At 54.2% G+C, this 20,118-nt stretch carries 18 protein-coding genes; 9 read left to right on the forward strand and 9 right to left on the reverse strand.

Translation table 11 applies throughout. The features are described 5' to 3' along the window. Positions 1 to 294 (reverse strand): aminotransferase class III-fold pyridoxal phosphate-dependent enzyme (locus AC1DXW_RS12980; RefSeq protein WP_477760062.1); only part of this gene is annotated, 294 nt, incomplete at its 3' end. 363 nt (positions 295 to 657) lie between these two features. Between AC1DXW_RS12980 and AC1DXW_RS12985 the strand changes: the two genes are divergently transcribed. From AC1DXW_RS12985 to AC1DXW_RS12995, 3 genes are all read left to right on the forward strand, one after another. Further along, entirely contained in the window at positions 658 to 1,434 is a 777-nt protein-coding gene (locus AC1DXW_RS12985; RefSeq protein WP_477752706.1) for an IclR family transcriptional regulator, read from the forward strand. Between the two features lie 191 nt (positions 1,435 to 1,625). Beyond that, positions 1,626 to 2,045, forward strand: coding sequence for an aldehyde dehydrogenase family protein (locus AC1DXW_RS12990; protein ID WP_477752707.1), 420 nt, complete (start codon positions 1,626 to 1,628; stop codon positions 2,043 to 2,045). A gap of 58 nt (positions 2,046 to 2,103) precedes the next feature. Beyond that, complete coding sequence (locus AC1DXW_RS12995; RefSeq protein WP_477752708.1) at positions 2,104 to 2,646, forward strand: hypothetical protein; 543 nt, start codon at positions 2,104 to 2,106, stop codon at positions 2,644 to 2,646. Between the two features lie 64 nt (positions 2,647 to 2,710). On the opposite strand, the gene AC1DXW_RS13000 is transcribed toward AC1DXW_RS12995, so the two are convergent. From AC1DXW_RS13000 to AC1DXW_RS13010, 3 genes are all read right to left on the reverse strand, one after another. Beyond that, the gene (locus AC1DXW_RS13000) at positions 2,711 to 3,013 is read right to left on the reverse strand and encodes a hypothetical protein (RefSeq protein ID WP_477752709.1); all 303 of its coding nucleotides are present in this window, start codon (positions 3,011 to 3,013) and stop codon (positions 2,711 to 2,713) included. 104 nt (positions 3,014 to 3,117) lie between these two features. Then, positions 3,118 to 3,558, reverse strand: a complete 441-nt coding sequence (locus AC1DXW_RS13005) for a GNAT family N-acetyltransferase (RefSeq protein WP_477752710.1) — start codon at positions 3,556 to 3,558, stop codon at positions 3,118 to 3,120. 398 nt (positions 3,559 to 3,956) lie between these two features. After that, the gene (locus AC1DXW_RS13010) at positions 3,957 to 4,820 is read right to left on the reverse strand and encodes a flavin-containing monooxygenase (protein WP_477752711.1); all 864 of its coding nucleotides are present in this window, start codon (positions 4,818 to 4,820) and stop codon (positions 3,957 to 3,959) included. A gap of 175 nt (positions 4,821 to 4,995) precedes the next feature. Here AC1DXW_RS13010 and AC1DXW_RS13015 point away from each other — a divergent pair, with 175 nt between their 5' ends. Both AC1DXW_RS13015 and AC1DXW_RS13020 read left to right on the forward strand, forming a co-directional pair. Beyond that, positions 4,996 to 5,469, forward strand: coding sequence for an AraC family transcriptional regulator ligand-binding domain-containing protein (locus AC1DXW_RS13015; RefSeq protein WP_477752712.1), 474 nt, complete (start codon positions 4,996 to 4,998; stop codon positions 5,467 to 5,469). After that, a complete protein-coding gene (locus AC1DXW_RS13020; protein ID WP_477752713.1) occupies positions 5,357 to 5,944 on the forward strand; it encodes a helix-turn-helix domain-containing protein in 588 nt (195 codons plus the stop codon). The genes AC1DXW_RS13015 and AC1DXW_RS13020 overlap by 113 nt, the downstream gene beginning before the upstream one ends. Here AC1DXW_RS13020 and AC1DXW_RS13025 read toward each other — a convergent pair. The 3 genes from AC1DXW_RS13025 to AC1DXW_RS13035 all read right to left on the reverse strand — a co-directional run bounded on the left by AC1DXW_RS13025 (position 5,869) and on the right by AC1DXW_RS13035 (position 11,997). Next, positions 5,869 to 7,323 (reverse strand): tyrosine-type recombinase/integrase, encoded by a 1,455-nt coding sequence (locus AC1DXW_RS13025; RefSeq protein WP_477760063.1) that lies wholly within the window; start codon positions 7,321 to 7,323, stop codon positions 5,869 to 5,871. The two genes, AC1DXW_RS13020 and AC1DXW_RS13025, sit on opposite strands and share 76 nt — an antisense overlap. Positions 7,324 to 8,588: 1,265 nt before the next feature. Beyond that, positions 8,589 to 9,506 (reverse strand): bifunctional methylenetetrahydrofolate dehydrogenase/methenyltetrahydrofolate cyclohydrolase FolD, encoded by a 918-nt coding sequence (folD, locus tag AC1DXW_RS13030; RefSeq protein WP_477756761.1) that lies wholly within the window; start codon positions 9,504 to 9,506, stop codon positions 8,589 to 8,591. Between the two features lie 61 nt (positions 9,507 to 9,567). Continuing rightward, on the reverse strand, positions 9,568 to 11,997 hold the full coding sequence (locus tag AC1DXW_RS13035) for an FAD-dependent oxidoreductase (RefSeq protein ID WP_477760064.1): 2,430 nt from the start codon (positions 11,995 to 11,997) through the stop codon (positions 9,568 to 9,570). 147 nt (positions 11,998 to 12,144) lie between these two features. Here AC1DXW_RS13035 and AC1DXW_RS13040 point away from each other — a divergent pair, with 147 nt between their 5' ends. Continuing rightward, on the forward strand, positions 12,145 to 13,020 hold the full coding sequence (locus AC1DXW_RS13040; protein ID WP_108215547.1) for a LysR family transcriptional regulator: 876 nt from the start codon (positions 12,145 to 12,147) through the stop codon (positions 13,018 to 13,020). Between the two features lie 54 nt (positions 13,021 to 13,074). Here AC1DXW_RS13040 and AC1DXW_RS13045 read toward each other — a convergent pair whose 3' ends face one another. Together AC1DXW_RS13045 and aptA are read right to left on the reverse strand one after the other, a co-directional pair. Next, on the reverse strand, positions 13,075 to 14,571 hold the full coding sequence (locus tag AC1DXW_RS13045) for a CoA-acylating methylmalonate-semialdehyde dehydrogenase (RefSeq protein ID WP_477760083.1): 1,497 nt from the start codon (positions 14,569 to 14,571) through the stop codon (positions 13,075 to 13,077). An 86-nt stretch (positions 14,572 to 14,657) separates the two neighbouring features. Continuing rightward, on the reverse strand, positions 14,658 to 16,004 hold the full coding sequence (gene aptA, locus AC1DXW_RS13050) for an omega-aminotransferase AptA (protein ID WP_115947916.1): 1,347 nt from the start codon (positions 16,002 to 16,004) through the stop codon (positions 14,658 to 14,660). Positions 16,005 to 16,164: 160 nt separating this feature from the next. On the opposite strand from aptA, the gene AC1DXW_RS13055 reads away from it, so the two are divergent. The 3 genes from AC1DXW_RS13055 to AC1DXW_RS13065 all read left to right on the forward strand — a co-directional run bounded on the left by AC1DXW_RS13055 (position 16,165) and on the right by AC1DXW_RS13065 (position 20,076). Next, on the forward strand, positions 16,165 to 17,085 hold the full coding sequence (locus AC1DXW_RS13055) for a LysR family transcriptional regulator (protein WP_477760065.1): 921 nt from the start codon (positions 16,165 to 16,167) through the stop codon (positions 17,083 to 17,085). 140 nt (positions 17,086 to 17,225) lie between these two features. Beyond that, positions 17,226 to 18,878 carry an electron transfer flavoprotein-ubiquinone oxidoreductase gene (locus tag AC1DXW_RS13060; protein ID WP_477760066.1) on the forward strand — a complete coding sequence of 551 codons (1,653 nt, stop codon included), beginning with the start codon at positions 17,226 to 17,228 and terminating at the stop codon, positions 18,876 to 18,878. Between the two features lie 121 nt (positions 18,879 to 18,999). After that, entirely contained in the window at positions 19,000 to 20,076 is a 1,077-nt protein-coding gene (locus AC1DXW_RS13065; protein ID WP_477760067.1) for an ABC transporter substrate-binding protein, read from the forward strand. Positions 20,077 to 20,118: the final 42 nt, after the last annotated feature.

The following is a 20,118-nucleotide window of genomic DNA, read 5'->3' on the forward strand; positions in this document are numbered from 1 at the left end:
GGCCAGGTCTGCGGCCGGTCCATGACTGCGGTGCGCGAAGGTCTGCTGATAGGGCAGCTTCAACATTTGCGCATACGCCGCTTCAGCCAGACGCGGTTGGCTGAAGCCCAGCGTTGCACACCACAGGCCTGACATGCCCTCGATGTAGCGCCGGCCTTGGTCATCAAATACATGAATGCCCTCGCCACGCTCGATCAGCAATGGACCGAGTTGTTCGTGCAGTCGCAGATTGGTCTGCGAGTGGAGATGGTGGGCGATGTCTCGCTTGGCCAGGGCCGAATCACGAGCGGTCATGACGTCATCCTCTTAAATCATTAATCAGTCGTATGCGTATGCGGTACGTAGTTTCATTTTTACGACTATTGGCGGTGATCGTCAAATGTTTTGTGTATCGCTGTAAGCAATAACGTTTCGTTGGAAGAAAAATTATTCGATGGATTTTTGTAAGGGGAAAGACTTTTGTCGAGAAATCATCCGCTTATGCTGCGGTCGGTGAGATGTCGAGATGAGGAGTTCAGTAAGGCGAAAATGCAGAGTCACAGACTTGTTTATCGATGATATACAGTTGTATCGTTTCGCCTACGCGAACACAGTGCTTTAGCACAAAGCTTGCCAGCTCGACGCGGGCTTCGATGAATCGCATGAACGGGATCAAATATGAGCGACGATGCAGGGAAAGGTGGAGTCAGATCGGTGCAACTGGCCCTCGATGTGCTCGAACGAGTGGCAAGCGCGGGGGATGAGATTGGGGTCAGTGAGTTGGCCGTACAACTGGGGACTACTAAAGGCTCAGTGTTCAGGCACCTGAAGACTCTGGTCGAGCGCGGTTACTTGAGTCAAAACCCGCAGACCTCAAAGTATCGACTGGGCATCCAGGCCTATGTGCTCGGGCAGGTAGCCGCCAGCGGCATCGACCTGCTAAGTGCATCCGCTGACGCCATTCGAGATCTGCGAGACGAACTGGGATTGACGGTGGTTCTGTCGGTGCTTCAAGCGCGCCGGTTGATAGTGGTCGAAACGCTATTGGGTAAATCCGCGCTTGAAATTGGTGTGCGTATCGGCACTGAACTGCAGCTGCATTGCAACGCCCAGGGCAAGGTCGCGCTGGCCTTTGCCAAGCAGTTGAGCATGGATCAACTCCCAGGCGAGTTGCCCGCCATCACGGTGAATACGGTGACCGACCGTGCCGATTTGGTGCACCAGGTCAGCGAAGCGAGGTCTCAAGGTTGGGCGTCAGCCATCGAGGAAGAAACACTGGGAATTTCTGCTATCGCTGCTCCGATATTAGGCATCAACGAGGAATTTATCGGCACTGTAGCGCTGGTGGCGACCGTGCAGAATATTTCTCGTGAACTGGATCCTGAACAGGTCAGGGCATTGAAAAAAGCAGCGTTGCGCGCGTCTTGGAACCTTGGGTTCAAAGGAGACTTTTGACGGGTGTAGTCATTACTGGCTAGCCGCATCCAAATCGACATGCTCCACATACACGACTTCACGGACGAGCCGGTGTAGGGGTCACCTTGGACGGGTATAGGCCGATCTTCTACTGCTTCCTACTATGGGGTCATGTTCAATGCCCCATTGGGGTAACAAGAAGCCTGAGTCATGGCGATCGACAGTAATGATTGTTCACGCCTGGGCCCTGCAGCTCGTGTATTTCTCGAGCACACACACGGTCACTTTTTGATGGGCAGTGGCAGGCGCCTACAGCCAGCATTGCTGTGCTCGACCCCTCCAGTGGTCATCAGATCAGTGCTATCGGGGCAGGCAATGCCGCGGATATCGACGCCGCTGTGCAGGCTGCTCATCGTGCTTTCAATCAGCCATCCTGGCGCGGACTGTCGCCGCTGGATCGTGAACGCCTGATCCTGCGCCTGGCCGATTTGATCGAAGCCAATATGGCACTTCTGGCTCAAGTCGAAAGCGTCGATAACGGCATGCCTTTGGGCTTTGCCGAAATCAACGTGGGCGTCGCCGCTGACGTTCTGCGCTACATGGCCGGCTGTGCACACGGCTATCCGCGCGAGCGTAGCTTACAGTTGTAGCGAGTCGGTGAAAAAAAACATTCCGATATTGCCGACTGCCTGCACTGAGGGTACGTCCATGAACCATAAGCTTTCTTCGAGTATCTGCGGTTTATTGGCTGGGGTTGTTCTGGCCAGCAATGCTTCGGCTCAGGTCACCTTGGTGTCTTGGGGGGGCATTTTTCAAGATGCGCAGCGAGAAGTGTTCTTCGATCCCCTGCGATCCGAAGGGCTGAACATTCATGAAGACAGTTGGGACGGTGGCATGGGTATCTTGCGTTCGAAGATCATGGCCGGTGACTCCGGATGGGAGCGTCAACCCAACCCTGAGGACGGGCGCAGCGCACTGCTTTGCCTGAGTGCGGAAGGCAAGGAGATGGTCCACCGGATCCTCGATGATTCTCACGAGCGAAACGAACGCATGCTGCCAGGTCCCATTCACAGGCTCGGCAGTTGCCAACTTGCGCGCACTGTGTTTTGGCCATTGCCTTTAGGTCATCCAATTCAAGCACAACTGTTTGAAGATCAAGTAAAACATCTTGTTGGTGCTGCTGTAGAGCGTTGCGCTCTCGTAGCAGCGTGTCCCGATCTGCTTGCAGCGCAAGAAAGGTTCCTAGATTGATTTTCTCTTGATCTTCTCTGCGTGACCCAAACAGAAAGCTTGGCTTTTGATCAGAATGGTAGACCTACATCCAATGACGTAAATCAGAGTGACGGATTGTTAGCTGAGCTGGCTCGACATGACTTCCCAAAGGGACTGAAATACCAAGACTGCCATACGGTAATTCTTTGTTTCGTATGGCATCATAGATTTTTTCCGTAGCTATATACAGACATGGCCATTGAGGGAATAGGGCAGAAAGTTCATCAAGATAGGATAAAGTTGCTTGCCTGATTTGTGCTTCGAAATGAAAGAGATTGCACCAGCGCAATGCCGCTTCAATTGGGCGATAGAGAATTTTGGCGTGTGGATTGTATGTGTCGGACATAAAACGATGGACCTCCACTCCTCATGGAAGGCCTCTGCCGAACACCTGTGTTTCAACCAAACTAAGGGTGGCGGCTGTTTACTCGGATTTATGATTCGGTGAGGTCATCCATTCTCGTCGAAACATTGCACGTAATTTGTATTTGTCGATACTAAGAACATCCCCTCCTCGACAATGAATGACGAATAAGCTTTGAATGCTTTTGCTAAGAATGCTGCCACAGACTCGTCAGAAAACTGCAACATTATGAATGAATGCCCATCGTGGCGAAAAAACGCAAGGAGTTTAGTAATAGCTTGAGACCCGATTTTATTTCGCCTGTGCTCCGGAAAAATAAACAAACGACGAATTTCAGATGTCGTACGACGAAAAATGCAAAATCCGACAGCTTTGTCGCGCAATAATATTATAAGACACACATCATCTAGATCCTTGTCAGGCTCAGTGAACCAAGCGAGCTCCGGCTTGGCGGCCAACTGAACGGTAGCAATCATTGCCAGACGCTGCTCCTTGCTAGCTAAAATAATCGTTAATTGCCTTACCATGTTGTTTGCTCTTTCGCAGCTGATCGCTTGACTATCATAGGTATCTGACCTCCCAGTATTAGTCGGCCTTGGGATCGGACTGTCCAATTGGCTATTGTCAGATGTTTACAGGCAATATCATTTGAAAGTTCAATATTAAAGGAGCTGCTATTTTTATTTTTTACTGAAAAGGCACTCATGTTTTTAGACTCAAATCGTACGGAATTCAAGGTTGTTAAAGCTTTGGCAGTGTCGCAGTGAACATAAGTACACAACCTTCCCGTTTGAAGGTGACATTGCGAAAATGTTGTTTCAGATGGGTTTCAAAACCTGCTTCGGTATCCGCGCTATTAGCGAAAATGCACTTTCGGTTGTAGATTGTCATCAGCCTGCGTCCAAAGCCATTGTGGTCGGTGGCATCACCCAGAATGGTTGCACTGAACAATATGCCTTGGGGATCGACAATGCTCAGGAAACCCAGTTCGTCGAACCTGCCGATATAGCCGGACAGGAAAAAGCCAGACGCGCGCTTCATTACTCCAGTACAACCGTGCGCGATGTAGCGAACGGGTGAGCGGCACGTTGGCAAACAAGCGTTTTTCCCAGTTGGCATAGGCCCGTTCATCTCGTGGGATCACCCAGGCAGGGGTGCGCTGCAGGATGTGTAGCTTGGCCACTTTTTGCGCAATTTCCGGGGCGTACTGGATAGCGCTGCTGCCCGTGCCAATCGACAGTACATGCTTGCCTGTCAGATCGTAATCATGGTCCCACTGCGCTGAGTGGAATATTTGGCCCTTGAATTTTTCCTGCCCTGGAAGCGTGGGGATAGACGGGACATGAAGGGGGCCGGAAGCCATTACCACATGGCGAGCAACAAACTGCTCACCTGCCATGGTGTCGACGGCCCACAGTCCCTTGGCCTGATCGAAGTGCATGGCGCAGACTTTACGATTGAAGCGCACGAATGGACGGATGCCGAATTTATCTGTCGTATCCAGAATGTATTGCTGGATTTCCTGCCAGCCTGCATAACGTTTGCTCCAGTCGTGCTTCGGTGCAAAGGAAAACGAATACATGTGCGATTGCACATCGCAGGCAGCGCCCGGATAGCTGTTTTCCCTCCAGGTGCTGCCTACTTCGTCGGCCTTTTCTAGCACAACAAAGTTGTCGTTACCTGCTTCGCGCAACTTGATGGCCATGCCCAGCCCACCAAAACCTGAACCAATGATGACGACATCGATAATTTTTCTTACGCCGGTATCGGCTTGTGCTTGGTTGTTCATAGGCATTCTTGGACGGGGAGGAAACTCGACGGGGCCAGTCTAGGAACCTGTACTTGCTGGGGCTATGCTAGGATTGAGAATAAATTGATAATTCCGGCAAGCTAATAAAACCAATACGGCCAGTCACCCTATCCTCGGATTCATCTACATCATCAAGAGCCTGCATAAGCAGGGTTTGGATGTCTCCCCGCTACTACAGCGCCATGGTCTGAATCTGGAGCACCTGGCCCCCGATGCCCGTATTGATCGTAACCTGGAGCTACGCCTGCTCTGTGAGTTAGCCGAAGAGCTGGAAGAGCCCAGCATCGGCCTGAGCATGGGAAGTGGCGTTGGCTTTGCCGGCTACGGTCCCCTGGGGCTGCTTATGTTGAGTTGCGATACCGTCTATGAGGTCATGCACTGCGGACTGCGCTATCAACAATTGACCTATCTGTTCAGCGAACTTGGTTTTCATCCCGGCGAGAAAACTAATGCTTTGACCCTGACACCACTCAAGCTGGCAGAGCCAGCGCGGCGATTGATGGTCGACCATCCAGATGGCCGGCACCTACAAGTTTATACGCGACATTCAGACCAGCCTGCACAAGGGCCTGCACGTCATTCAGGTAGACATTCCTTACCCCAAGCCCGCGCAGGCCCAGCTCTATGAGCAGTTTTATGGTTGCTCAGTGAGGTTTGCCGCGAGTAAAGGGCGTTTCTGGATGTATAACGTGCACTTTCAATCGCACCTGCCCAGTGGCGATCCGACGGCTAAAGCGCTCTACCGCCAGCAATGCGATCAACTGTTGCAAAAGCAAAAACAGGAACAGACCAGCAGTAACCTAGCCGAACAGGTGCGTGCGCACTTGACCCTATTTACCGAAGACTTTCCAGCGGTCGCAGAGGTGTCCGCGATTCTGGGATTGCCCGAGCGGACCTTGCGTCATGAACTGCGCCGTCTGGGGACTTCGTTTCGTCGCATTCTGGACGACTTGCGCTTCAATCGCGCACGGCAGTTACTCGAGAACAGCCAGCTACCCGGGCCGACTCAAGCTCTGGGCGCAACAGCCTATGAGGGTGTTCGCGTCTCTGGTGCCGCGTACGCTGGAAAAGACAACATCGACTCGTTTGGCGTGTGCGCGTAAGTTGAGGACAGCACGGCGCTGAGTCGATCGCCCAACAGGTTCCAGGCGCTTTTCTTCTCTTCGGCATAGTCGTGATGCAGGTAGTGGCGTCTCACCCGCGAGCCTGCCAGTACATGATTTTGGCAGCGATCGATGACGTCCAGGCTGACCCCCAAAGCCTGCATCATGGTCGCGCCCGTGCGGCGCAGGTCATGTGGCGTCCAGTCGCCGTTTTGGCCGTGGGCAAGGAGCAGGGTGTCGTCGTGACGCCGTCTTGAGAGGGCCTTGCGGTTTTTGAACCGGGCTTGGCGATCGCCGACCTGTTTACTCACCACCTTTACGTCCACATGCCCATCATCCTGCTTGTTCGGAAAGCACCACTGGGAGTCTCCCGTCAGGGTCTTGAGTTCCTGAAAAAAATGCAGGGCGAAGGGGGAGAGGAACACATGGTGGTCCTGTTTCTTGCCCCGGGTGCCTTTGACGTTTTCGCTGGGGAGGAACCAGGTCTGCCGGTCCAGATCGACGTTTTTCCATTCGGCCTGGAGCAACTCGCCTATCCGGCACAAGGTGCCCAAGCTGATCCAGAGCGCGAGTTGAGTTTCTTTTTTCAACGGCCGAATGCCATCGTATTTTTGGCCCGCGGGGAGGGCGTTGTAATCGGCGGTCATTTGCTGGAAGCGGTTGTGCAATTCCAATAGCTCAGCCGGGGAAAGGATGCGGCTTCTTTCCGCTTCGTAGTCGGCAGGGATCAAGGGGGAGATGTCGACCAGTTCCGTCGGATCGCCCTCGACCAGTAACGCCCGCCAGGGCTGGCGCTTTCTGGCCCAGCTGAACATCTGGGTGAGGTCGGCGAAGAAACTGATGGCTTGTCGGTGAGCGCCGCGGTTGACCACGGTGCGGGTCAGCGCCCGAATATCGTGTTCGGACACACTACTCACCGCGGTCTTGCCAAGTGCCGGGAATAGGTCCTTGTTAAAACGGCGCTGCAACTCGGCATTGCCGTCTTTCCGCGCGACGCCATCCAACAGCCAGGCCTTGGCCAGATCCTGGACGGTCAGTGTTTGCGCCTTCGACGTCTTTACCTGTTCGGCCTCTATATCAGCCGCGGCGTATGCCTGTGTCTTGGCGGTCTTCTTTTGCTCGTTAGGATTGATTTGCTCATCGATGAGCGCCCGGGCTTGGTTGCGTGCCTTGCGGATGTCCGTCAGGGATTTGCGCGGCCAGGTTCCGCAGGCGTACTCTTTGTTCTGGTCGCCCCAGCGATAACGATAGAAAAAGCTGACCGACACACCGTCCTTGCGGACGGAGATTCGACCGGCCAGATTGCCATCCTCCCGGAGGATTCGGCCGGCATCGTTGGGAGTCAGCGACTCGAGTTCTTTGATGGTAATTTTGGCCATGAAATGGACTCCCCCTACTTTTACCCCCACAAAAACGTCGGCTCTTAATGGACGTTACTAGACTCTCGTAGAGCAGAACACCGCTGGAGCTCAAGCAAATACTGGCTTAGAAAAATCCAGAGTAAAATTTTGGGATCTTTCAAGAAGTATGAAAAAGGAGATGGGGTGCTAGGGGTCGAGTGTTCGAATCACTCCGTCCCGACCATTTAATTTCAAGAAATCCAGTCACTTAGCGGTGACTGGATTTTTTTATAGCTTATCGTATTTTACATTGCTGATTTTTGCCCCGCTTTTTGCCCCACCGAAGATTTCGATTATCCGCCGGTCTGACTGTGTGGGGGATTTTACGTAGAGTGTGCGTTACCGGGGTTTCAAGCGACTCCGGTGTGAGTTCACGCCGCTTTTGGCCCTTTTTCGCGCTGCCTTTGGCACCAATCCTGTCTGATATTTCTCTTCCTTTCTCAGCTTTTTCGCATGTCAGATAGCCTTGCCAAGCGCCCTGTTTCCGGGCGATTAGGGCGTTTTTCCTCACCCGCTCCGCGGCACTAAACCTTGGAAGCTCAGTTCCGATTCTTCGTTCTTAACGGTCACCATCCAAAATCAGCGAACCGGCTGTACGTCACGCGGGCCGTGCCTTTGAAGACAAACRGAAGCACCTTTAGGCCGGACTTCCGATTGTGCGCTAGGGAAACGGAACAGAGCGCGGGGAKGCGGGGAGGGTGGTTGGGCAATCGCCAGGTCTGCGGAAGGTCTCTAGTCGCCGGYCGAGCCCTTTGATCACAAGGCCCAGGGGCCGATTTGGAATCAAACYATCGCGTCCGAGAGCCTKMYTCATACCTCCAAATTCGACGTTTTTGGGCCCAAACCGCAGTGCCAAACAGACCGCAAATTCACCCGACTTCTTGCTGTTTTGGTGAMAAACCATTTTGCAGGTAGTTGGCACCGATTGAGTGCCGCTGAACCCWCGAAAGATCCGTCGGCCGCGGCTTCTAGCGGTCAGCTCGGAATCTCTTGCAAGGTCCTGGTCGGTGCCAAATCCGCTGCTAACTCACAATAACGCCGACGGAGACTCTCCGTGTATCGGTAGTTCTGCTCTGCGTTTCTTAGGCGTGTTCATATTCGCCTCAAAGCTATCCACAAAAAACGGGGGTATACCTGTGGATAATGGCCCGGACACTGCGGAATACAGGGCTTGCAATGCAATGGTCAGTAACAGAGCAAGTTTTGTGTTCGGCTGAGCCTTGTTGGCGGTAATCTGCCCGTTATCAAAACTGTGCAGCAGTATTACTCTCAATTGCCTCTGCAGCTGTCAGAGTATTTCTCATCAAACAAGCAACGGTCATAGGACCTACGCCACCTGGAACTGGAGTAATTGCTGCTGCAACGTCCTTGGCAGAGTTGAGATCGACATCACCCACCAGAACCGACAGCCCGTCTCTTTCAACTCTGTTGATACCAACGTCAATGACCACTGCACCTGGCTTGATCGCCCTTGCATCAATAAATTCCGCCCGTCCAATCGCTACCACTAGGATGTCGGCCTGACGACATTCAGCGATGAGATCTCGTGTTCGGGAATGCACAATCGTGACCGTGCAGTTTTCCTGCAAGAGCAAATTCGCCATTGGCTTTCCGACGATGTTGGACCTGCCGACAATTACCGCTTTTTTACCGCTAAGGTCACCGATCTGATCCTTCAACATCATCAGGCATCCCAGAGGAGTGCAGGGAATCAGTTTGGCTTTACCCTGACCCAGCAGACCCACGTTGATCGGATGGAAACCGTCGACATCTTTGGCCGGATTAATTGCTGCAATAACCTTCGACTCATCGATATGGGCGGGCAACGGAAGCTGCACCAAAATCCCATGCACATAGCGGTCATTGTTCAGCTTATCGATCAGGTTCAGCAGGTCCGCTTCGGACGTATCGCTTTCCAGTAGGTGAGGGAAGGAGTCAATCCCGGACTCAAGCGCCTTTTTCATTTTGGTTTTCACGTAAACCTGACTGGCAGGATCGCTCCCGACTAGTACGACAGCCAGCCCTGGTGCTCTGCCGCGTTTCTCCCTGAAGGCCCTTGCACCGACGGCGACATTCTTGCGCAAGATTTCGGCAAACGCCTTCCCGTCGATTATGGAGGCCTCCGCATTGGGCGCGTTATCCAAAGATTGTGTAATGGTCATTTCGTCCTACCCCATTAGCGGTCAGAAAGCTGCCTCCACGTTCTTGGAGGCAGTTGCATAATCAAGACTTCAGGCGTTCGCCTTTCGGGTCGTAAAGGCATCCACGAATGACTTTCGCGGAGCATTCTTCACCCAGAATTGTGATGGTCAGCTCAGTATCCAGGGACGCAAGTTCGCGCTTGATAAAGCCCATGGCCAAACTCTTATTAACGCGATAACCATAGGCGCCTGATGTGGTAAGCCCTACCAGTTTCCCTTGATGGAAAATTGGCTCGCTACCCAATGCATCAGTAGGGCCCGCTTGCACTTCCATCAGCACGAGACGGTGGGTACTCGGCTTCTCTTTTTCTGCCAGCACTGCCGCACGCCCTTCAAAATCACCTTTATCAGTCTTGATGAAGTAACCCATGTTGGCAGCTAGCGCCGAGTACTCTGTTGTCAGCTCGCGGCCCCAGATTTGATAACCCTTTTCGATGCGCATCGAGTCCATGGCCCGCAGCCCGAAGTCGACGATTCCATGCGCTTCACCCGCCCAAACGAGTGCTTCGTAAAGTGCTTGCTGGTGTTGGAGTGGATGGTGGAGTTCCCATCCCAATTCGCCGACAAAGTTCATCCKCAACGCGCGTACGGGAGCGCCAACGACCTGGATCTCCTGGCCAGTAAACCAGGGGAATGCTGCATTACTCAGATCGGTGTCGGTAAGTTTGGACAGCACTTCTCGTGCTCTAGGGCCAGCCAGGATGAGCGTGCCCCAGTCCCTGGTGATATTCGCGATGGAGATATTCGCGTATTTCGCTGCCCGTTGCCGCAGCCAATCTTCAATCAGCAGCTCGCAAGCCGCTGGGCACATCAGGTAAAACGCGCCGCTTTCCAGTAGCGTCATGGAGAATTCCCACGCCACGCTTCCTGATGGGGTGAGTACGTGGGCGAGAGCTACATCCCCGCATTTGGCAGGAACCTGGTTGGGGCTGATCCGATCCAGAAATGAACGAGCATCCTTTCCAGATATCTCGAATTTTGTGAAGGCGCTCAGATCGAGGATACCCACGCGATTTTGCACCGCTTCACATTCCGACCGGACTGCTGCATCCCAATTGCCCCGGCTGTAGCTGAAGTTCTCGACGGGGGCATGGGCAGATTGTGCAAACCAGCTGGCACGCTCCCAGCCGTAATAAGCGCCGAACACGGCATTCTTGTGTTTGAGTATTTCGTAAATCGGCGTGGTCTTCACTTCGCGACACGCCGGGCGCATCGCGTATTCGTTCGGGCAGCTTAGTTGGTATTCGTTGGCGTACAGCTCAAGCGATTTGGTGACGGTGTAGGAAAGGTTCGCGTAGCTACCAAAGCGTCGGGAATCCAGCTCCCAAAGTTCAACCTCAGGGTGGCCGTCGATTATCCACTGAGCAAGGTAACGGCCCGCGCCGCCACCCTGAGTGATCCCGAAACTGAACCCTGCGCAAGCGAAGTAGTTGTCGTAGCCGTGCACGGGCCCGAGTAGGGGAAGCCCATCCGGGGTGTACACGATAGGGCCATTGACCACGGTCTTGATCCCGCCGTCACCGATTATCCCCACTTGTTCCATCGCTGCACCGATGATTTCTTCGAGACGGTTCAGTTCGGGTTGCAGCAGTTCCTGACCGAACGTCGCTGGAACGCCGTCGACTGCCCAGGCCACCGGCTCGCGCTCGTAGGGGCCGAGTATCAGCCCTTTCCCTTCCTGGCGAAGGTAGTAGGAAATATCGGGATCGCGAAGCAGGGGCAGAAGGTTGGATCTGTCCACCAGGGCTGGAATATTGTCAGTGACCAGATACTGATGTTCCAGAGAACAGATTGGAAACTGATGGCCGATCATGGCGGCCACTTCATTTGCTCTGAAGCCTGCGGCGTTCACGATAATGTCTGCGTGAATGACACCTTGTTCGGTAGTCACTTCCCATTTTTTGTCGGCGAGTTGAGTAATCGCGGTAACCGGATTGTGCCGAACAATGGTAGCGCCGTAACCACGTGCCAATTGAGCCATGGCATTGGTCACACTGGTAGGATCGATATGACCGTCATACGGGTCCCAAAGCCCGCCCAGCAAACCGGTGGTGTCCAGGAAGGGATGCAGTTCCTTCAAGCGTTCATTGTCGACAACTTCGACGCCAGTCAAACCGGCGAGTGTGGCCAGGCCTGCTACCCGCTTGAACTCATCCAGACGTTCTTTGGTATGCGCAAGCCGGATCGAACCTGTTTGATGGTGGCCGACCGATTGACCAGTCTGTTCCGCGAGTTGTTGATACAGCTCGATGCTGTTTTTCTGAAGCTTCATGATGTTCAGGCTGGTACTGAACGAAGGAAGGTTGCCCGCGGCGTGCCAGGTTGATCCAGATGTCAGTTCAAGCTTCTCCACCAGCATGACATCCGTCCAGCCGGATTTGGCCAGATGGTAAAGCGTGCTCACACCAGTAATACCACCACCAATCACTAAAACTTTGGCTTCCGATTTCATCTCGGGGGGATCCTTTGACGGGTCTATTGGAGACGTGATTCGCCGGGGCTCCGGGCGTCTGGATTCGATGCTAAGGCGCTTGAGATGGCACTACAAACGATGTATACCAGTGTCATTTATAAGTAGGGCTTATGCCGGGGTGCCGCGATGTCGTTGACCAATCTTCAGCTCAACTGGCTTCGGACGTTTGAATCAGTCGGGCGGCATTTGAGTTTTTCTGCTGCGGCAATTGAACTGAACATGAGCCAGTCGGCGGTCAGCCAGCAGATAAAATTGCTCGAACACAAACTTGGCAAGGCGCTATTCCTAAGGCAAACACGTTCGATCCAGCTGACCGTATCGGGGCGGGCGTATTTGGCAGTGGTCCGGGAAGGCCTTTGGCACATGCACCAAGGGATGAACAACATCTTCAGCTCGGTCGCCCAAGGCGTACTTGAATTGAGCGTCAACAACTCTTTTGCGCAGCTGTGGCTCGCCCCCCGCATGGAACGCTTTGCTGAGCTGTATCCGCAAATTTCTCTTCGCATGTACGGTGTTAACTGGGAGGCGGATGCGCCACCTTCCAGCGCAGAGCTGGAGATTCGCTATGGTGCGGGTAACTGGCAGCAGTACGACATCCAACAGCTGCTCTCAACTGAGCTGAAACCGTACTGCTCACTGGACGTTGCTGCCAAACTTCGAAGTGCCGGGGGATTGCTCAGCCTGCCCTTGATCGATGTGTTGGGCACACCCAATGGCTGGAGCGACTGGTTGGCTACTTACCCGCAAGGTGAGGCAGAAAACTATCAGCGTTTCTACGTCGACAGTTACGCAATCGCGGCGAGCATGGCCATTGAAAACGCAGGCGTGTGTCTGCTTAACGAGGAACTCGTGGAGAAATCCAGGCTGCGTGGACAGCTCGTGTCGCCGCTCGATCAGAGCATTGAGTGTCTTGCTGGGTTCTACTTGCTGAAGCCGCACAACAAGCCGCTATCAGGGGCTGCACAAGCCTTTTGCACTTGGCTGGAGTCGGAGCTTCGTTAATCTCTGCGGACGGGGTGAGGAGTCAGGAGCCCGCCATAGGCGGGCTCCTTTCCCTTAACTGTTACTTGGAAACGCGAACTGCGCAGCCTCATGGCTGGCACGTTGTGGCCAGCGCTGTGTGATCGCCTTGCGACGCGTGTAGAAACGAACACCATCCGGACCATACGCATGAAGATCGCCAAACAGCGAGCGCTTCCAGCCGCCAAAGCTGTGGTACGCCACCGGAACCGGTAGCGGAACGTTCACACCCACCATGCCGACTTCGATTTCGTCACAGAACAAGCGCGCAGCTTCACCGTCGCGAGTGAAGATGCAAGTACCGTTGCCGTACTCGTGATCGTTGATGAGTTGCATGGCCTGTTCAAGGCTCGCTACGCGTACGATGCACAGCACGGGACCGAAAATCTCTTCCTTGTAGATGCGCATTTCAGGCGTCACGCGGTCGAATAGGCATCCACCCAGGAAGAAGCCATTTTCGTTGTTGGTTACCTGAAGCCCACGACCATCGACGACCAACTCGGCCCCGGATTCAACACCTTCGTCCACGTAGCCCTTCACTTTGTCCCGGAGGGCGCCAGTGATCAGTGGTCCCATGTCGAGGCCACAGGATGTGCCTGCGCCAATTTTCAGCGCCTGGATCTGCGGTACCAGCTTATCGATCAGCGCATCGGCGATTTGGTCGCCCACACAAACGGCGACGGAAATCGCCATGCAGCGTTCGCCGCAGGAGCCGTAAGCCGCCCCCATCAGGGCGCTAACGGCATTGTTCAGGTCAGCGTCCGGCATGAGCACAGCATGGTTTTTAGCGCCGCCCAAGGCCTGGACACGCTTGCCGCGTTTGGTGCCTTCGGCGTAGATGTATTCAGCAATCGGCGTCGACCCTACGAAGCTCAATGCTTTCACTTCCGGCGCCTCGATCAACGCATCGACCGCTTCTTTATCGCCGTGAACTACGCTCATCACCCCTTTAGGCAAACCCGCTTCTATCAGCAACTCTGCAATGTAAAGGGTAGAGCTTGGATCGCGCTCCGAAGGCTTGAGGATGAAGCAGTTGCCGCACACGATGGCCAACGGATACATCCAGAGTGGAACCATCGCCGGAAAGTTGAACGGCGTAATACCAGCCACAACTCCGACGGGTTGGAAGTCGCTCCAGGCATCGATGTTCGGGCCAGCGTTGCGGCTGAACTCACCCTTCAGGATTTCTGGGGCCGCGCACGCAAACTCGACGTTCTCGATCCCGCGTTTGAGTTCCCCAGTAGCATCTTCAATGGTTTTGCCGTGCTCTTCGCTGATCATTTGCGCGATTTTGGCTTCGTTCTGCTCCAGCAACTGCTTGAAACGAAACATGACCTGAGCGCGCTTGGCGGCCGGAGTCTTGCGCCATGCAGGAAAGGCGGCTGTCGCGACGTCAATGGCGTGTTGAACGGTGGCGCGATCCGCGAGTGAGACCTGATGGATGACCTCACCCGTGGAAGGGTTGAACACGTCCGCGGTGCGGCCGGCGGTGGCGATATGCTCGCCGTTGATCAGGTGTTGAATGATGCTCATGGATAAAGACCTGCAAGATTGAAAATAGAAGTGATGCTGGCGGAGTTGACCCGCCAGCATGGGTGGTTTGCCTGCACGTTGTTGCGTTAATCGATGTGGTTCAAGGCTTCCCCGACGGCGTCAAACATCCGGTCAAGATCTTCAGGTTTAGCGTTGAAGGTCGGCCCGAACTGAAGGGTGTCGCCGCCGAAGCGCACGTAGAACCCCGCTTTCCAAAGCGCCATGCCCGCCTCGAACGGACGAACAATTGCATCCCCTTCGCGGGGTGCAATTTGAATAGCGCCTGCGAGGCCGCAGTTCCTGATGTCAACGATGTGTTTTGCGCCCTTGACGCCGTGCAATGTGCGTTCGAAATGCGGTGCCAGATCAGCTGATTGTTGGATGAGGTTTTCCTTCTCCAGCAGATCCAATGTTGCGAGGGCCGCAGCGCAGGCAACCGGGTGCGCCGAGTAGGTGTAGCCATGGCCAAATTCGACCGCGTATTCCGGACTCGTCTGATTCATGAAGGTTTGGTAGATCTCACTGGAAGCGATCACGGCGCCCATTGGAATGGCGCCATTGGTGATCTGCTTGGCCACGTTCATGATGTCCGGCTTCACGCCGAAGTACTCCGCGCCGCTCCAGGTGCCCATCCGCCCGAACCCGGTGATCACTTCGTCGAAAATCAACAGGATATTGTGTTGAGTGCAGATCTCTCGAAGGCGCTGCAAGTAACCTTTGGGAGGCACGATGGCACCTGCGGAACCCGACATCGGCTCGACAATAACGGCTGCGATGTTCGTCGCGTCATGCAGTTCAATGAGCTTCAACAACTCATTTGCCAGTTCCACACCACCGGTTTCCGCCATTCCTTTGGTGAAGGCCAATCCCGGCTGCAACGTGTGGGGCAGGTGGTCGACATCCATTAGTTGACCGAACATCTTGCGGTTGCCCCCGATGCCACCCAGGCTCGTGCCGGCGATGTTCACGCCGTGATAGCCGCGTGCTCGGCCGATCATTTTGGTCTTGGTCGACTGACCCTTGAGGCGCCAGTACGCCCGGGCCATTTTGACCGCAGTGTCCGCGCACTCGGAGCCCGAGTTGGTATAGAACACATGGTTCAGGTCGCCGGGCATGAGGTCAGCGACGCGCTCGGACAACATGAAGGATAACGGGTGGCCATATTGAAAGGCGGGCGAGTAATCGAGCGTGCCCAACTGTAGGGCAACGGCTTCCTGGATTTCCTTGCGCGAATGGCCTGCACCGCAGGTCCACAGGCCTGACAGACTGTCGTAGACCTTTCTGCCTTCGGAGTCTGTAAGCCAGCTACCTTGCGCAGAGACGATGAACCGTGGGTCACGCTGAAAGTTGCGATTCGAGGAGAACGGCATCCAGTGTGAATCCAGTTTCAGCTGGCTGGCCAAGGGAAGTTCGTGAGCCTGTTGTGTGTTCATGAGCAGTGGTCCTCGTGGAGAGATACTCATCGTGGTCAATCGGAGAGTTGGCCTTGTTGAGCGTCCTGAAATGGAATTCAAGGCTTGCCTAGAAACTGACACGCGCTTAGATTCCAGAAAACACACCTTTCGATACCCTTAGTTTCAGGTTACCTAAACTATGAAAGCGCGCCGTCCCAATCCAGTTGCTCAAGTCACTGATTTTGATATTCGGATGCTCAAGATATTTCGGAGTGTTGTGGAGTGCGGTGGATTCTCCGTTGCAGAGAGCATGCTCGGTGTTGGCAGGTCAGCAATCAGTCAGCAAATGACAGAGCTTGAACAGCGATTAGGCCTTCGGTTATGTCAGAGGGGACGTGCCGGGTTCTCGCTGACAGAGGATGGGCAGCAGGTGTATGAGGCGTGTTTACGCTTGTTGTCGGCGATGGAGGGATTTCGAAGCGAGGTCAACGGGATGCACAGCCATCTCCGGGGCGAGTTGATCATAGGCTTGACGGATAACCTGGTAACGATGCCTCACATGCGCGTCACGGATGCATTGGCTTCGCTAAAGAAAAAAGGACCTGACGTTCAGATCCAGATTCGAATGAGTACACCTGGTGAAGTAGAACAAGGTGTGCTCGACGGCCGTCTGCACGTAGGCGTAATCCCCCAGGTCGGTGCGCTTTCAGGCCTTGAATACCAGCCTCTGTACAGCGAGCGTTCTCAGCTCTATTGCGGTGTTGGTCATCCTCTGTTTTTCATCAAGGATCTGGAATTGAGTGAGCAGCGTATCCAGGAGCAGGACGCCATAGCCCCGACTTTCCGCTTACCTGCAACCATCCAGGAGCATTATCAAGCGCTCAACTGCACTGCCAGTGCATCGGACAGAGAGGGAATGGCATTCCTGATTCTTACCGGCCAGTACATTGGGTACCTGCCAGATCACTACGCGCGTAGTTGGGTTGCAGAAGGAAGGCTCAGAGCGTTGAAGCCCTATTCCTGTTTTTACGACCTGACGCTGGCATCTGTCACCCGAAAAGGTCGCCGTCCCCATTTGGTATTGGAGACCTTTCTCGAATCCCTCGCGATGAGCGGCTGACGGATTGTCGAGCCTTCAAAGTGGTAACCGACGAATCAGTACAGCTTATTAATAAGCACCTGATACATCGTTTGTTGTGGGCATAAAACCGCTCGTACGATGCGCTCCAGAGGCTATGTTCGATGCCTGTGGAGGTTTTGATGCAACGCGAGTCTATGGAATTTGATGTCGTCGTAGTGGGAGGAGGGCCTGCCGGTCTATCGGCTGCCATTCGCCTGCGCCAGTTGGCGATCGTAGAAGGGCGGGAATTATCAGTATGTCTGGTCGAAAAAGGCGCAGAGGTCGGTGCGCATATCATGTCCGGTGCTGTATTCGAACCTACCGCACTGAATGAATTGTTTCCTGATTGGCGAAATATGGGGGCGCCACTGAACACCCCCGTGAAATCAGACGAAATTTTCTATCTGTCCTGCTCTCACCGTTCCATTCGGGTTCCCGGAGTATTCGCTCCCAGTACGATGCACAACGATGGAAACTATATCGTCAGCCTTGGCAATGTTTGCCGTTGGCTGGGTCAGCAAGCCGAGGCCCTCGGTGTCGATGTGTTTCCGGGCTTTCCTGCATCGGATGTCCTGTACGACGAGGAGGGGAGGGTCAGAGGCGTTGTGACCGCAGACATGGGTGTCGGTCGAACTGGTGAGCAAAAGGGGGGCTTCACGCCCGGCATCGAGCTGATCGGTAAGCAAACCGTCTTCGCTGAAGGTTGTCGGGGACACCTAGGAAAACAACTGATTAGTAAGTACTCCCTTGATGCAGATAGCGACCCTCAACATTACGGGTTGGGCATCAAAGAGGTCTGGGAGATACCTGCTGAGCAGCATGTTCCAGGGCTTGTGATTCATAGCACGGGATGGCCATTGAGCGAGAGTGCCACTCAGGGCGGCGCCTTCATGTATCACTTGGAAGACGGCACAGTAGTAATTGGGCAGGTGGTAGATCTCAATTACCGCAACCCCCATCTTTCGCCCTTTGATGAGTTTCAACAGCTCAAGCATCACCCTCTTTACGAGCAGTATCTGCGTGGTGGCTCGCGCATCAGCTACGGCGCGCGTGCCATTGCGAAAGGCGGGCTTCAGTCGTTGCCGAAGATGCACTTTCCGGGTGGTCTGCTGATTGGGTGTGATGCCGGTACCTTGAATTTTGCCAAGATCAAAGGTTCCCACACAGCCATGAAGTCCGGGCTGCTGGCGGCTGACACCATCTATGAAGCGCTTGCTGTCAATGATTCGGCCGGTCAGGATCTGGCAGCGTATGCGGGGAAATTCAGAGCGTCATCAATTTACGACGAGCTATACCAGCAGCGTAATTTTGGTCCTGCCATGCACCGATTTGGCAATCTACTCGGAGCCGCATATTCCTGGGTTGATCTGAATCTTTTGAAAGGGAAATTGCCCTGGACTTTCCACGACAAGCGCCCCGACTACTCGACTATGGCTACTGCCGATTGGGCTCCGGTTATTCACTATCCGAAACCCGACAACATACTGAGTTTCGATAAGACCTCCTCGGTCTATCTGTCGAACACAAACCACGAAGAAGATCAGCCCTGCCACCTGACGCTCAGGGACTCTGCGATCCCCATCGCTTTCAACCTGCCCACCTATGCCGAACCGGCGCAACGGTACTGTCCTGCCGGTGTGTACGAGGTTGTGGAGGATACATCAGCGAGCCGATTTCAGATCAATGCGCAGAACTGTCTGCATTGTAAAACCTGTGACATCAAGGACCCGAGTCAAAACATCATTTGGCGCGCACCCGAGGGAGGCGGGGGCCCCAACTACACCAGCATGTAGAGGAGAAAGAGTCGCTACGCGATTGAGCGACCGAAGCGTGACTAGTGCGATGCGTGGAACAAAACAATAACGAACTCAATGATCACACTGCCTTCCTTACTAGAAATCTATCGGGAGCATCATGAAAAAATTAGCGTTAGTCCTCGTCTCCGGTTTGACCTCCTTCACCGTGATGGCGCAAGAAAACCTGACGGTTGTCACATATGGCGGAAGTGTCGCGGCGGCTCAGCAACAGTCCTCGATCAAACCCTATGCCGATAAAACAGGCGTCAAGATTCGTACCGAAGATTACTCGGGAGGTATTGCCCAGCTCAAAGCTCAGGTTGAGTCGAAAAAAGTGGCCTGGGATGTAATCGATATGGAAATGCCAGATGCCGTGCGGGCCTGTAATGCCGGCCTGTTGGAGCGCATCAACCCAGCGAAAGATCTCGCCGCCGCGCCTGATGGCTCTACGGCGACGGATTTCCTGCCAGGTTCGCTGAACGATTGCGGGGTCGGTGCTTACATTTGGAGCACGGCGGTTGCCTACAACACCAATGCCTTCAAAGGACAGGCCCCCACAACACTGGCTGATTTCTTCGACCTCAAAAAATACCCCGGTAAGCGTGGCTTGCGCAAAGCGCCCCAGGCGAACCTCGAATGGGCGCTGTTAGCGGATGGTGTTCCTCGTGATCAGGTGTACGAAACACTGGAGACCGATGAGGGGCTTCAGCGTGCTTTCAAAAAGCTCGACTCGATCAAGAGCCAGGTGATCTGGTGGGAAGCTGGCGCGCAACCTCCGCAGTTGCTGGCAGATGGTCAGGTCACGATGACTTCAGCCTGGAATGGTCGGATCTGGGCCGCACAGGCGAAAGAAAAACAGCCATTCAAAATCATCTGGGACGGTCAGATGTATGACATCGATGTGTGGGCCGTGCCGGTGGGTGCACCCAATAAAGCCAAGGCCATGGATTTCCTGCGCTTCGCAACCTCGACTCAAATCATGGCTGACCAAAGTCAGTACATCGCTTATGGCCCTACACGCAAGTCGTCCCAGCCACTGGTTCACGCCGATATGAAGTCGAGTATGCCGACGKACCCGGCCAACTTTGCGACGGCATTGCAGGTTAATTCGGAGTGGTGGGGCGATCATGCTGACGAACTGAACGAACGTTTTAATGCCTGGCTTGCAAAAAGATCCTCTGAATTTAGCCGTTAAGCCGTGTGGGTAGGCTTGCCATCGAAGTACCAGATTCGGTGA

It is taken from the genome of Pseudomonas sp. P4_C4, from assembly GCF_056402055.1.

Bases quoted from the DNA above. Each gene is read 5' to 3' on its own strand.
- AC1DXW_RS13040 (WP_108215547.1), top strand. From the start codon at position 12,145: ATGTCGTTGACCAATCTTCAGCTCAACTGGCTTCGGACGTTTGAATCA.
- AC1DXW_RS12995 (WP_477752708.1), top strand. From the start codon at position 2,104: ATGAACCATAAGCTTTCTTCGAGTATCTGCGGTTTATTGGCTGGGGTT.
- AC1DXW_RS13000 (WP_477752709.1), bottom strand. From the start codon at position 3,013: ATGTCCGACACATACAATCCACACGCCAAAATTCTCTATCGCCCAATT.
- AC1DXW_RS13045 (WP_477760083.1), bottom strand. From the start codon at position 14,571: ATGAGCATCATTCAACACCTGATCAACGGCGAGCATATCGCCACCGCC.
- aptA (WP_115947916.1), bottom strand. From the start codon at position 16,004: ATGAACACACAACAGGCTCACGAACTTCCCTTGGCCAGCCAGCTGAAA.
- AC1DXW_RS13055 (WP_477760065.1), top strand. From the start codon at position 16,165: ATGAAAGCGCGCCGTCCCAATCCAGTTGCTCAAGTCACTGATTTTGAT.
- AC1DXW_RS12985 (WP_477752706.1), top strand. From the start codon at position 658: ATGAGCGACGATGCAGGGAAAGGTGGAGTCAGATCGGTGCAACTGGCC.
- AC1DXW_RS13010 (WP_477752711.1), bottom strand. From the start codon at position 4,820: ATGAACAACCAAGCACAAGCCGATACCGGCGTAAGAAAAATTATCGAT.
- AC1DXW_RS13060 (WP_477760066.1), top strand. From the start codon at position 17,226: ATGCAACGCGAGTCTATGGAATTTGATGTCGTCGTAGTGGGAGGAGGG.
- folD (WP_477756761.1), bottom strand. From the start codon at position 9,506: ATGACCATTACACAATCTTTGGATAACGCGCCCAATGCGGAGGCCTCC.
- AC1DXW_RS13025 (WP_477760063.1), bottom strand. From the start codon at position 7,323: ATGGCCAAAATTACCATCAAAGAACTCGAGTCGCTGACTCCCAACGAT.
- AC1DXW_RS13020 (WP_477752713.1), top strand. From the start codon at position 5,357: ATGGCCGGCACCTACAAGTTTATACGCGACATTCAGACCAGCCTGCAC.
- AC1DXW_RS13005 (WP_477752710.1), bottom strand. From the start codon at position 3,558: ATGGTAAGGCAATTAACGATTATTTTAGCTAGCAAGGAGCAGCGTCTG.